This window comes from Paramicrobacterium chengjingii (genome assembly GCF_011751765.2).
In the GTDB taxonomy this organism is placed as follows: domain Bacteria; phylum Actinomycetota; class Actinomycetes; order Actinomycetales; family Microbacteriaceae; genus Paramicrobacterium; species Paramicrobacterium chengjingii.
This window is the reverse complement of sequence record NZ_CP061169.1, coordinates 1200295-1212970: the sequence shown is the minus strand read 5'-3', so window position 1 is coordinate 1212970 and position 12676 is coordinate 1200295. Positions and strand designations below refer to the sequence as shown.

The following is a 12676-nucleotide window of genomic DNA, read 5'->3' as shown; positions in this document are numbered from 1 at the left end:
GAGCCTACGTCGGCAGGTTCAGGAGGGTTCGATCGTACGGCGCATGACTGTGTTCTTCAGCCCCTTAGAGCGGATGAACTCGAAGCCGGCATCCTCGTACATCGTGCGTGTCCCGTTGTAGACGAACGAGTTATTCATCCTCGTCTCACCGATCTCGTGCGGATATCCCTCGACGACACCGCCGCCCAGGGCCGCGATCTGCTCGAGCGCACCGGCAAGAGCCGCCTTGGCGTACCCCAGTTTGCGATACCGCTTGTCGACAAAGATGCAGGTGACGCGATAGTCGGGTGTGACGTCGGCTTCGGCGAGGTACTGCTTTCTGTGATGGATGCTCGGCAGCTCTTCTGGAGTGCCGTACTCCGCCCACGCGATCGCCTCATCGTCAATCATCACCATCGCCGCGTGAGCCTGTCCGGTCTCGACCAGCCGCTTCTTGAGCTCGCGGTTACCCTCGTAACCCTGCCCTCGCTCGGCGCAGTCGGGGTGGAAGTTGATGCACCAGCACCCACCGAATATCCCGTTGTGACGCTCCACCAGTGCAGAGAACGCGTCCCAAGTGTGCTCGGTCAATGGCTGAATCGAGTATCCGTTTGTCGCCATGCCGCCAATTCAAGCACTCCGTAGCGGCATCCGCATCTGGTTCGGAGTAGTCTGTACGGCTCATTGCCACTACACAGCGGCTAGAGCGAATCCTCGACACCGTCACCGCCACTGAGCCGAAGACTTCCCAGGGGCGCGGATCTTCTGCGAGCGCCGTGATCGCAACCTTGAGTCGGGCGGCTACCTTTGGATGGAGCTTACGAAAGCTTTTGGCTGCTCCGCAGGTCAGGCCAGCGCAATCACCGACTTGCAGATTCCGCCGATGACGAACGCGGTTCGGCGATCGTAGTCAGCGCGTGGCGGCCGGCCGCCGTGTTTGAGGGCCAGAGCGTTGTCTCGGGCAAGTGCTTGGAAGTCACCGGGCGTAAATCCGTCAGCTAGGATGCCTGCGGCATTCGCATCTGCGACAAGACTGTCGTGGAAAGACGCCCCGGAATGACACAGGGCCAGCAGCGGCTCGGAGTCGCGGTATTCCTGCAGCAGGACATCATTGACTGCCGGAAGTCGATATTGCAGATCACGGAGTGCACTGATGTAGGAGCAGATCCGCTCCCGGACCTCGACAATGGAACGCGCGTCCTCGATGATAGTCCGCAACTCCGCCGCGACGACGTCGTCGATGACGGCATCGATCAGTCCGACCCTCCCTCCGAGCCGATTGAAGATGGTCGCTTTGCTCACATTGGCGGCCGCGGCGACTTCCTCAAGTGGCGCAGAGAACCCCTGCTCCCGGAACACCTGCACCGCCGCATGACGGATCCGATCGGCGTTTCGGCGGGCATCCGAGCGGAGAGTGGGGACACTCCGGGAGTCGGGCACGATGCAGGCTCCTTCCGAGTCGACGATTAACTTGATCCTACCAGTCAAGTTAGTACACAATGGATCCGGCAATAACTTGACCACGTCGATCAACTTCATCCGCGCCACTCGCCTGCCCTCACGGCAACACAACACGTCGGACCGCCGACTCCTTCGAAAGGACTTTCAGATGATCATCGTCACCGGAGCTACAGGCACTCTCAATGGGGCCACAGTCGACCACCTCCTCAAGCGGATACCGCCACACCAAATCGGCGTCAGTGTCCGCGATCCAGCGCGTGCCAGAGACCTGGCCGATCGAGGGGTCCGCGTACGGCGAGGGAACTACGACAACCCTTCGGCCCTGCGTCATTCGTTCGCCGACGCTGAACAGGTGCTCCTGGTCTCCTCCAGCGACCTCTCTGCTGACGTCGTCGCACAGCACCGGAGGGCAATTGATGCTGCCGTCGACGCTGGGGCCCAACGGATCTTGTACACGAGCGCCCACGGGACAGGCTTCGGCACTCCCTATCCGCCGCTCGCGATCCACGCAGCCACCGAACAGCACCTCGCGGCATCCGGGGTCGCCTGGACTGCGTTGCGCAACGGCTTCTACGGCAACCCCGCCCAGTTGCTCGGTGCGTGGCAGGAAGCGGACGTGATCGCCATGCCCGCCGACGGACCCTTCTCGTGGATCGATCGGCGAGATGCCGCGGAAGCTGCGGCAGCTATCCTCACCGCTGATGATCCATTCGACGGACCCATCGATCTGACGCTGCCCGAGCCCGTCACCCTCGCTGACTTCGCCACGACCGCGTCCGAACTCAGCGGTCGCCAGATCGATCGCGCCATCGTCGACGACGAGACGTGGGTAGCCGATGAGATGGCCAGCGGCGCTCCCGAGGCGGTCGCACGCTTCACCCTGTCGATGTTCCAGGCGACACGAAGCGGACACTTCGCGCATTCAGACCCCACGCTCTCGCGCCTCCTGGGGCGCAAACCGCGCAGCATCACCGATCAGCTGAAGGATCTGAACCTCCGATGACGCACTGGCCACCCACTACACGTTGAAGCGGAACTCAACCACGTCGCCATCCTTCATGACGTAGTCCTTGCCCTCCATGCGAGCTTTGCCGTGTGCACGCGCTTCCTGCACCGAACCGGTCTCGACGAGATCATCGAACGAAATCACCTCGGCCTTGATGAAGCCCTTCTCGAAGTCCGTGTGGATCACACCGGCAGCCTGCGGCGCCTTCCAGCCCTTGCCGATCGTCCACGCGCGAGCCTCCTTCGGCCCGGCCGTGAGGTAGGTCTGCAGCCCGAGCGTGTCAAAGCCAACGCGCGCCAGCTGGTCGAGGCCCGACTCATCTTGCCCCGTCGAAGACAGCAGCTCTGCAGCATCCTCGGGATCAAGATCGATCAGCTCCGACTCGATCTTCGCATCGAGAAAGACCGCTTCGGCCGGCGCCACGAGCTCGGCGAGATCTCGCTTCTTGTCAGCATCCGTCAAAATCTCTTCATCGACATTGAAAACGTAGATGAACGGCTTCACCGTGAGAAGGCCCAGCTCACTGATGGGAGCAATATCAACGGATGCCGCAGACAGCGGAGTTCCCGCCTGCAAGACCTCGAGCGCGTCTTTCGCCGTGGCCAGAACCTCTGGGCCGATCTTCTTGCCTCGGAGCTCCTTCTCATACCGCGAGATCGCACGTTCGAGGGTCTCGAGGTCGGCGAGGATCAACTCGGTGTTGATGGTCTCCATGTCGGACTTTGGGTCGATCTTGCCGTCGACGTGAACGACGTCGTCGTCGTGGAAGCCGCGAACCACCTCGGCGATTGCGTCGGCCTCGCGGATGTTGGCGAGGAACTTGTTGCCGAGCCCCTCGCCCTCGCTCGCCCCGCGCACGATTCCGGCGATGTCGACGAAGGAAACGGTCGCCGGAAGAAGACGCTCGCTGCCGAACAGGCCGGCGAGCACGCCAAGCCGGGCATCGGGCAGGCTGACCACCCCGACGTTCGGCTCGATTGTCGCGAACGGATAGTTCGCCGCGAGAACATCGTTCTTAGTGAGCGCGTTGAACAGGGTTGATTTGCCGACGTTGGGAAGTCCGACGATTCCGATAGTGAGAGCCACGAGACTCCATCGTACCGGTGCCGGGCTGCCGTCGCTCTCACAGGCCAATCTCTAGGTTGGTACGGCGGTGCTCTGCGGTGATGTCAGTGTCCGCTGAGACACTGGCACCATGGATGCAGCCCTCCCCCTCATCATCGGCCTGATCATCGGTGCGCTCGTCGGTGCCGCGCTCGCATGGGCCGTGTTCCTCATCCGGTCGAAGACCGGGGCGGATGCCGCCTCCCCCGCGCTTCTCGAGGCACGCCACGCGCAGCAGCTACAAGCAATGCGAGCCGAAGAGTCGTCGGCGCGCGCAGACCTGCAGGCCGACCTCGCCCGCATGGAGGCGACGGCCGAGCAGTTGAACACGCAAGTCGCGCAGTTGACTCGCGAGCGCGAGCAGCGAGCCGAACGGGACAAGGCAGAGAACACTCTCTTGCAGGCGATCGCCCCGGTACGGCAGAGTCTGCAGGAGATGCAGCGCACCGTCAGCACTCTCGAGGAGCAACGGCAAAAGCAGCACGGCGAGCTCTCGCAGCAGCTGCGCACCGCCGCGCAGTCGGAGGAGCATCTGCGCCAGACCGCCGACTCCCTCGCCTCGGCGCTCAGCAACAACTCGGTGCGTGGAGTGTGGGGCGAGACTCAGCTGCGCAGTGTCGTCGAGGCCGCGGGGCTCATCGAACGCGTCGATTTTGACGTGCAAACGTCCATCTACTCGGATGCCGGTGCAGGTCGCCCCGATATGGTCATTCATCTGCCGGGAGGCAAGAGTATCGCCGTCGATGCGAAGGTTCCCATGGGCTCGTACCTCGAGGCCAGCGCTATCCCGGTGACCGCCACCGGTGACGAGGGTGCTCGCCGCACATCTCTTCTCAACGCACACGTCAAGGCGGTGCGCGACCACATCTCCGCGCTCGGGGGCAAGGCGTACTGGGACGGACTCGAAGCGAGCCCCGAGCTCGTCATCGCGTTCATCCCCAGCGAATCGCTCGTCTCAAGTGCACTTGAAGCAGACCCCACGATCATGGAGTACGCATTCGGAAAGCGCGTGGCTCTGGCGTCCCCCGTCACCCTGTGGTCCGTGCTGAAAACCGTTGCGTTCAGCTGGCAGCAAGAACTTGTCACCGCCGAGGCAAAAGATCTGTTCAACCTCAGCCGAGAACTGTACTCACGGCTGAGCACCATGGCGGGTCACGTCGACAAACTGGGGCGCTCGGTGCGCGCAACAGTCACCGATTACAACCGCTTCGTCGGTTCCCTTGAGCGCAACGTACTTCCATCGGCGCGCAAGCTCAACAAAGTCGACGAGTCGAAGCTCATTCCTGCACTCGGCGAGGTCGAAGAAGCGCCACGCGAGCTGGTCGCCGACGAACTCGTTGCAGAACTCGACGCCGCGGCACCAGAAGAACGTGCCCGCACGGCATCCGACTAACTGCAGCATCCGATTAACTAATCAGGGCCGCAATCCGGAAGGATCACGGCCCCAACTGAAATTCGAACGCTTCACTCGTTGTCGAGCCACTTCTTGGCCAGGTGATCTGCCGTGATGCGGCGGATCGTGCCCGACTTCGATCGCAGAACGACACTCGATGTGCGAATGATCGGCCCCATGCGGCGAACACCGTCAACGAGCCCGCCGTCGGTGACACCCGTGGCGACAAAGAACGTGTTGTCACTGTTGACGAGTTCGTCTGCCTCGTACACGTGGTCCATCTTGAGACCGGCGTCGATGCCCTTCTGACGCTCGTCGTCGTCTTTCGGCGCCATTCTGCCCTGGATGAACCCACCGAGGCCTTTGAGCGCACACGCGGTGACGATGCCCTCAGGGCTCCCGCCGATGCCGACGCACATGTCAATGCGCGTTCCGTAGCGTGCCGCGTTGATGCCGCCCGCAACGTCTCCGTCGAGCATGAGCCGCGTTCCTGCTCCCGCCGCACGAATCTCATCGATCAGTTGATCGTGGCGCGGACGGTCGAGCACGGCCACCGTGAGGTCTTCGACGCTCTTGCCCTTCGCCTTTGCAAGTGCACGCAGGTTCTCGCCGATGGGGTTGCGAATGTCGACGACCCCGATGCCTTCCGCGCCGGTGACGAGCTTGTCCATGTAGAACACGCTCGACGCGTCGAGCATGGTACCGCGGTCAGAAACGGCGATCACCGATACGGCGTTCTGTCGCCCGGCAGCCGTGAGGCTCGTGCCATCAATGGGGTCGACAGCCATGTCGCAGTGCGGGCCCGAGCCATTGCCGACGATCTCGCCGTTAAACAGCATGGGGGCTTCGTCTTTCTCCCCCTCACCGATCACGACACGGCCATCGAAATTGACGGTGCCGAGAAACGCGCGCATGGCGTCGACGGCTGCCTTGTCTGCGGCGTTCTTATCGCCGCGCCCGATGAAGGGAACGGCACGAATCGCCGCAGCTTCGGTGGCGCGCACAAGCTCAAGCGCAAGGTTGCGGTCGGGGTGACGGTAGTGGGATGCGGAGTCAGTCGTGCTCACGGTTTCCTTGTCAGATCGGCGATGGAACGAAGTGGCCGGACGTTCGCGCCGTCAACAGCCTAGTCCCAGCGCGTCCGCTCGCACAGTTTCACCAACGACTCTGCACGAGTGTGCATAACGTCAGGTGGCTACAGGATGCTGCCACACGACAGTGCGCGGATCGCCGACACCGTCAATGACAATGCTCTCGGTCACGACCGCACCGTCGACCACGCGAGGGGCTGCGAGGCCCGCAGCATCCGTCACCGCCGTGAGAACGAAGACTCCGGGCGAAGCCACGAGGTCGCCGAGAGTCAGCACCTCACCGTGTGGCTGCCCTGCGGCAACCGCACGGTCTCGTTCCCCCGTTGTCTGCGGGCTGAGCCGTGCCTGCATGTGTCCATCGGATGCCGCAACGGCAACGGCCGTCAGCACGCCCTCGGGCGCCCCGCCAATTCCGATCAGCAGGTCAATGCCGTCGCCGCGAGCGGCACGAAGCGACTCGACGACGTCTCCGTCGGCAAACGGTACGACGATCGACCCAGCGGCACGAATCTCCTCGATGTAGCGCTGATTGCGAGGCCGAGTCTGCACGGCGACCCGCAGCTGATTCACCGGGCGGCCGAGTGCGGACGCGAGAATCGAGAGGTTCTCAGTGAGTGGCCTTTCGAGAGACAACGCCCCTCCCGCTGCGGGTGAGATGAGCTTTTCCATGTAGAAGACGGCGGCGGGGTCGACGAGCGCGCCACGCGGAGCCACTGCCATCACGGCGACGGAGCCGGGCAACGCCTCGGCCGCAAGTCGCGTGCCGTCAACCGGGTCGACGGCAACGTCAATTGCGGGGCCACCCGCACCCAGCAGCTCTCCCCCGTAAAGCATGGGCGCTTCATCCTTTTCGCCCTCGCCCACGACGATGCGCGCCGCAACCAGCGCCGTCTCAAACGCCAGACGCATTGCCCGCACAGCGGCGCCGTCCACAGCCAGCTTGTTCCCCGACCCCACGAACTCCACGGCAGCGACGGCGGCACGCTCGGTGATGCGCACCAGATGATCCTGCAGCGCGCGGTCGCTCGGCTCGAAAGTCATAGGCCTATGATCTCGCACCTGATGAGCATGTGTGCGCGGGCAGCATCCGGGTCAGTAAGCTGTGGGGGCAAGCAAAGTCACGCCCCGCTAGGAGAAGTCATGCCCATCGCTACCCCGGAGCAGTACGCCCAGATGCTCGACAACGCCAAGTCGAAGGGCTTTGCGTTTCCCGCATTCAACGTCTCGAGCTCACAGACCATTCACGCTGTGCTGCAAGGCCTCACCGAGGCCGGATCCGACGGAATCATTCAGGTGACGACAGGCGGTGCAGATTACTTCGCCGGACACACCGTCAAGAACCGCGCCACCGGAGCCCTCGCCTTCGCTCGATTCGTCACTGAGGTCGCCAAGAACTACCCCATCACGGTTGCGCTGCACACCGACCACTGCCCCAAGAACGCCCTCGATGACTTCGTCATGCCGCTCATCGCCGCAAGCGAAGAAGAGGTGAAGGCCGGGCGCAACCCGATCTTCCAGTCGCACATGTGGGACGGCTCGGCTGTTCCCCTCGACGAGAACATCCAGATCGCCGAAGACATGCTCAAGCGCACCAAGGCGATCAACGCCATTCTCGAGGTCGAGATCGGCGTCGTCGGCGGCGAAGAAGACGGCGTGAAGCACGAGGGCACAAACGACGCGCTCTACACCACCGTCGCCGACGTCACGAAGGCCGTCGAGGCACTCGGACTCGGCGAGAACGGCCGGTACATCTCGGCGCTCACGTTCGGCAACGTTCACGGCGTGTACAAGCCGGGCAACGTCAAGCTGCGCCCCGAGCTGCTCGGTGAGATTCAGGCGGGCATCGCCGAGAAATTCGGCACGGCCGCAAAGCCGCTCGACCTCGTGTTCCACGGCGGCTCCGGCTCGACAGACGCCGAGATCGCCGAGGCCGTCAGCAACGGCGTCATCAAGATGAACATTGACACCGACACACAGTACGCGTTCACCCGATCAATCGCCGGGTACATGTTCGAGAACTACGACAGCGTGCTCAAGGTCGATGGCGAAGTCGGAAACAAGAAGAAGTACGACCCGCGCGCGTGGGGCAAGGTCGCCGAGACGGCGATGGCCGCTCGCGTTGTCGAGTCAACACGCCACCTCGGATCGCACGGCAACTCGCTCACCATCTAGAGTCGCCAGAAACGCCCAACGGCGGATGCTGTCGGACACTGTCCGGCAGCATCCGCCGTTTTCATGTGAGATGCCAAGAACTGTCGCCTCAGCCGACGTCGAAGGCGACCGTTCTTGGCATCTCACTTAGAGACCCGATGAAGTCTGGGCCCGAGCGTTACGCCTATCCTGCGGTGCGTGTCCTCTCGTCCCACTCTGCTCCGGCTTCGTCGATGACAGACATGTTCGCCTCTGCCCATTCACGCAGTCGGGCAAGAGGGTCGGTGAGAGACGCACCGAGTGGGGTCAACCTGTAGTGCACGCGCGGTGGCGATGTCGCTTCCACTCGCCGCTCGATCAAGGAGTCCCTCTCCAAGCTCTTCAAGGTCTGCGCAAGCATCTTCTTTGAGATACCCGGTATCTTCCGCGTCATCTCTGCGAAACGCACCTCACTAGGATAGTCATCGCCCAACACGGTGACCACCATGACCGTCCATTTTCCACCTACCCGATCCAGGAGTTTTCGCGTCGGGCACGCAGGGTCGAAGAGGTTTCCGCGACGACTCGTTGGCGACAAGGCCACCTCGCGGCTACCAGGTTCTTTCACAGTGCCGTCTTCCGCTCTCACCTGCAGTCTCCTAACATGACTAGGTAACCAAGCGTAACCTAGAGGAGCTGTCATGGCGAGCATTCTGATCGCGGAGAATCGCGTCCGGGTCAACGGGACGCATCTGAACGTCGCCACTGCGGGGGCAGGGTCCCCCGTTCTGGTGATGCATGGTTTCCCGCACACCTGGCGCGTGTGGAATGACATCATCCCCGCACTGGGGCGCACCCACCGGGTCATCGCCCCCGATCTGCGGGGTCTCGGCCGAAGCGACCGTGCCGATTCCGGCTACCATGCACACGAACTTGCCGAAGACATGGCCTTCCTGCTCGATGCGCTCGACGAGCCCAATGCCGCCGTGGTGGCGATCGACGCTGGTGCCCCTCCTGCTTTCTTCCTGGGACTCGAACATCCCGATCGCGTGTCTCGACTTGTTCTCATGGAGTCCACGATTGGCCTGCTGCCCGGCGCTGAGGAGTTCTTCCGCGCGGGCCCGCCGTGGTGGTTCGGCTTCCACTCGATTCCGGGCTTTGCCGAGAAAGTTCTCGCCGGACACGAGGCCGACTACGTTGACTTCTTCCTCCGCATTGGCATGGCCTCGAAGCGGGTTGATGCCGCAGTCCGCGACGCGTTCGTCGATGCGTACAGCGATTCCGACTCTCTTCGATGTGCCTTCGAGTATTACCGAGCCATGCCAGCCAACACGGATCGCATCAATGAAGCTACGTCGCGCCTCCGGCTCACCATGCCAACCATGGCGATCGGTGGCCAAGTAGTAGGCGACGCAACATGGCGTCAACTCCGTCCTGTCACCGACGACCTCCGCAGCCATACGATTGCTCGCAGCGGGCATATCATTCCGCTTGATGCGCCAGACGAGCTGCTATCGCTCATCCAACCATTCCTCGATGCCACCCCGGCCGAGGTGTCGGAACCCCCGTCAGAGGACAACGTTGATGCTCAGTCGTGGCGTGCCTGACTTCGGGGTAGCGCTGAAACCGACAACGTCCTAGCCCGCCAGCGCCCCGGCCTGACTCCACTCTCGCGAACGAAGAATGCGGAGAAGACCGACGGGTCGGCAAATCCAAGAACAGCAGTGCACTGCGCTGCTGTCAGTCGGTCGTGTGCGAGCAGGCGTTTCGCCTCAAGCATGACGCGCTCAGTGATGATTGCCTTGGCTGTAAGGCCTGTGGCTCGCACGCACGCACGAGACAACGTTCGCGCAGCATACCCAAGCCGGCGCGCATAGAAGCCGACATCATGATGCGCACGGAAATTCTGCTCGACAGAGTCACGGAAGAGTGAATATACGGCGTCGCTCATGGTGTTCGAAGGAGTCGGCGGCGCGAATCGAGCAATCAAGGCGGAGAGCAGCATCGCCGGAATCTCCACCGCGGCCCCCTGTGTTTGCGCTGAAGCCTCCACACGAAGATGATCCACAGCTGTCGTAATGAACGGCCACGACTCACGGCTCGCCGTCCATACGGGATCGATGTCGAACGACGCCGCACGCTCGCGAGTCGCGAATGTGACAGGTGCCGTTGGTGTGAACAGCACGAGTTCGCCCCGCAAATCGGCGATGTCAGTCCACCGGTGAACGGCACCGGGGGCGATCCACACCACAGATCGCGTTGAAAGGACGTGAGTGGCGAAATCGATGTCGACAGACCCGTGTCCCGCCACGACGACAGCGACGACGACAAAATCGGCCCTCTGTGTGCCACCATTGTTCGCCGCACGGAGAGCATCGAAGGTCATCATCTCTACCGGAGCAGTCGATCCGTCAGTGGGCTGGTACGTCATCTGTCGGATCTTCGTCATAAGTCCAATTTTCACCATGTTCTGTCCACTCGTCCTACTGCCACGCCGGAGATATCACAGTTGAATGAAGAGCATCAAGACCATAAATGACGACCGATGGGAAACCAGCAATGAACGCAACAATGACGAACGATCTGCCGGTGTACGATCACGTACACGGTACCGGACCGACATTGGTCTTCGTGCACTACTGGGGCGGATCGGCCCTCACCTGGGCGCCCGTCGTCGCCGGCCTCGAAGGGCGGGACATCGTCACCATCGACTTCCGCGGATGGAGCAGATCGAGGTCTCTCCCCGGCCCGTTTTCGCTGAATCAGCTCGCGACCGACACGCTCAATGTCATTGCGGACGCCGAGATCGCGGACTTCGTACTCGTCGGCCACTCGTTGGGAGGCAAAGTAGCCCAGCTCGTCGCGGCGACGCGTCCGGATGGTCTACGCGGCGTCATACTCGTCGCCCCGGCGCCGGCGAGGCCAGCCGATGTGATCACTCCCGAATATCAGGAAGAACTTTCTCACGCATACGACAGCGACCAATCCGCGGCGTGGGCACGCGACAACGTCCTCACCGCGACAGCGCTCACAGATGCAGTGAAGGCGCAGGTCGTTAAGGATTCACGAAGTAGTGCGACGGGTGCCGCAGCAGAATGGCCGCTCCACGGCATCGCCCAGGACATTAGCGCGGAGATCGCTCGAGTAACGGTGCCTGCCTTGGTAATCACCGGACAAAACGATCAGGTGGAGCCGACCGACGTGTTGCGCCGCAACCTGCTCCCCCACCTGGCGAACGCCGAGCTGACTGTCATCCCGAATAGCGGGCATCTCATCCCTCTGGAAGCACCGACCAAACTGGCCTCCGTGGTCGAGGCGTTCGCGAGTACTCTCTCCTCCCTGCGCGCGTGAACGACTGGCAGTCAATGCACAGTGACGCTGAGCTGGAGCGTCACTTCTTCGTTGAACGCGGTTCCCGGTTCGTTTATGACAGATCACGCGCGGCCACCATGCGCCGCCAGTCCCGCGGCGCACATCCGTACTGCTTTTTGAAGGCCCGCGCGAAGGTCGTCACATCGACAAACCCAGATGAATAGGCGATGTACGAGATGGGACGTGTGTTCGTCATCAGGGCTTCGGCCGCAAGATTCAAGCGCTCCTGGCGCATGTACGACGCAGGTGTGTGATCGAATTCAGAGAACAAATCGAAGAGCTTGCGGCGAGAGATGTAGTGTTCGTGCGCTATCTCGTCGAGCGTCAGCGCCGGCGATGCGGCGTTCTCTCGAATAAATTCCTGGATCGTGACGAAAAGCGCACGGGACGTCTCGGGAACGACGCGGCCAGTGGAAAGCGTCGATTTGATCATGCTCGAGGCCAGCTCACCAGCCACGTGTGCCATGTCAAGAATCTCGCTCGTTCCCAGTCGGATGGACTGCTTCATCAACTCGGTGAGGTAACTCGCGAAGACATGCTTCGCGCCGGTCTCACCCACGCCTATCCGAGCGCACGCGTCGTCGATGTTTCTCGCTGAGAGGCCGAGGGCCCTGCGCGAGATCTGCACGACTATCTGATTCTGGTTGGGCTCAGAGTAATCAAGGAGATAAGGCTTGTTCGTCTTGTAGAGCACAATCGTCCCCGGTCGAACCTTCATCGAATGTTCGCCCTGATGCACGGTTCCCGTCGACCGAAGCTGCAGGGAGATATGGATATCGTCGCTAACGGCCCGCGACGCAAGCCGTGGAGTGCGACGCACGATCGTCGCCTGGGACTGCACTCTCATGACCTTGATCGCGGGGCTCGGTTTGAACTCGTCGATTGCGCCGACGAAGTCCGGAGAGATCGTGTCACACGCAAGCGGAACGAAACTTCGGCTGACGAGCTGTTCCCACTCCTCGGCCGTCTTGGCAGTTGAGGTAGTCACAATCCACCTTTCGTCGGCGGAACAAGTGAACCCAGTATCTCTCCGTTACATCGATCCGGCTGCGTGCTAACGACGAAGTTGTCCGGACCCAGACGAATGTGCACAAAACGCCGAAACTATTGCACTATCGGCCGATCGTACGATGTGTCACG

13 protein-coding genes are annotated in these 12676 nt (G+C 62.1%); 5 read left to right on the top strand and 8 right to left on the bottom strand.

Annotated elements, in window-relative coordinates:
* Window positions 1-18: 18 nt before the first annotated feature.
* Both HCR76_RS05830 and HCR76_RS05825 read right to left on the bottom strand, forming a co-directional pair.
* Entirely contained in the window at window positions 19-600 is a 582-nt protein-coding gene (locus HCR76_RS05830) for a GNAT family N-acetyltransferase (RefSeq protein ID WP_166989086.1), read from the bottom strand.
* 225 nt (window positions 601-825) lie between these two features.
* Window positions 826-1518: a TetR/AcrR family transcriptional regulator gene (locus tag HCR76_RS05825; protein WP_166989084.1), complete on the bottom strand. Its 693-nt coding sequence runs from the start codon at window positions 1516-1518 to the stop codon at window positions 826-828.
* Between the two features lie 70 nt (window positions 1519-1588).
* Here HCR76_RS05825 and HCR76_RS05820 point away from each other — a divergent pair, with 70 nt between their 5' ends.
* Window positions 1589-2443, top strand: coding sequence for an NAD(P)H-binding protein (locus HCR76_RS05820; RefSeq protein WP_166989081.1), 855 nt, complete (start codon window positions 1589-1591; stop codon window positions 2441-2443).
* A 15-nt stretch (window positions 2444-2458) separates the two neighbouring features.
* Here HCR76_RS05820 and ychF read toward each other — a convergent pair whose 3' ends face one another.
* Entirely contained in the window at window positions 2459-3532 is a 1074-nt protein-coding gene (ychF, locus tag HCR76_RS05815) for a redox-regulated ATPase YchF (protein WP_166989079.1), read from the bottom strand.
* Window positions 3533-3641: 109 nt separating this feature from the next.
* Between ychF and HCR76_RS05810 the strand changes: the two genes are divergently transcribed.
* Complete coding sequence (locus tag HCR76_RS05810; RefSeq protein ID WP_166989077.1) at window positions 3642-4943, top strand: DNA recombination protein RmuC; 1302 nt, start codon at window positions 3642-3644, stop codon at window positions 4941-4943.
* A 71-nt stretch (window positions 4944-5014) separates the two neighbouring features.
* Here the strand turns inward: HCR76_RS05810 and glpX are convergent, their stop codons facing one another.
* Both glpX and HCR76_RS05800 read right to left on the bottom strand, forming a co-directional pair.
* A complete protein-coding gene (gene glpX / locus HCR76_RS05805) occupies window positions 5015-6010 on the bottom strand; it encodes a class II fructose-bisphosphatase (protein ID WP_166989075.1) in 996 nt (331 codons plus the stop codon).
* 120 nt (window positions 6011-6130) lie between these two features.
* The gene (locus tag HCR76_RS05800) at window positions 6131-7075 is read right to left on the bottom strand and encodes a class II fructose-bisphosphatase family protein (RefSeq protein ID WP_166989073.1); all 945 of its coding nucleotides are present in this window, start codon (window positions 7073-7075) and stop codon (window positions 6131-6133) included.
* 99 nt (window positions 7076-7174) lie between these two features.
* Between HCR76_RS05800 and fbaA the strand changes: the two genes are divergently transcribed.
* Window positions 7175-8206, top strand: coding sequence for a class II fructose-bisphosphate aldolase (gene fbaA / locus HCR76_RS05795; protein ID WP_166989071.1), 1032 nt, complete (start codon window positions 7175-7177; stop codon window positions 8204-8206).
* Between the two features lie 163 nt (window positions 8207-8369).
* On the opposite strand, the gene HCR76_RS17615 is transcribed toward fbaA, so the two are convergent.
* Complete coding sequence (locus HCR76_RS17615) at window positions 8370-8867, bottom strand: winged helix-turn-helix transcriptional regulator (protein ID WP_166989069.1); 498 nt, start codon at window positions 8865-8867, stop codon at window positions 8370-8372.
* Here HCR76_RS17615 and HCR76_RS05785 point away from each other — a divergent pair.
* Window positions 8866-9771: an alpha/beta fold hydrolase gene (locus HCR76_RS05785; protein ID WP_166989067.1), complete on the top strand. Its 906-nt coding sequence runs from the start codon at window positions 8866-8868 to the stop codon at window positions 9769-9771. The two genes, HCR76_RS17615 and HCR76_RS05785, sit on opposite strands and share 2 nt — an antisense overlap.
* Here HCR76_RS05785 and HCR76_RS05780 read toward each other — a convergent pair.
* Window positions 9753-10613 (bottom strand): AraC family transcriptional regulator, encoded by an 861-nt coding sequence (locus HCR76_RS05780; protein WP_166989065.1) that lies wholly within the window; start codon window positions 10611-10613, stop codon window positions 9753-9755. The two genes, HCR76_RS05785 and HCR76_RS05780, sit on opposite strands and share 19 nt — an antisense overlap.
* A gap of 122 nt (window positions 10614-10735) precedes the next feature.
* On the opposite strand from HCR76_RS05780, the gene HCR76_RS05775 reads away from it, so the two are divergent.
* Window positions 10736-11515 carry an alpha/beta fold hydrolase gene (locus HCR76_RS05775; RefSeq protein ID WP_218044410.1) on the top strand — a complete coding sequence of 260 codons (780 nt, stop codon included), beginning with the start codon at window positions 10736-10738 and terminating at the stop codon, window positions 11513-11515.
* A gap of 73 nt (window positions 11516-11588) precedes the next feature.
* On the opposite strand, the gene HCR76_RS05770 is transcribed toward HCR76_RS05775, so the two are convergent.
* Window positions 11589-12524 carry a helix-turn-helix domain-containing protein gene (locus tag HCR76_RS05770; protein WP_166989061.1) on the bottom strand — a complete coding sequence of 312 codons (936 nt, stop codon included), beginning with the start codon at window positions 12522-12524 and terminating at the stop codon, window positions 11589-11591.
* Window positions 12525-12676: the final 152 nt, after the last annotated feature.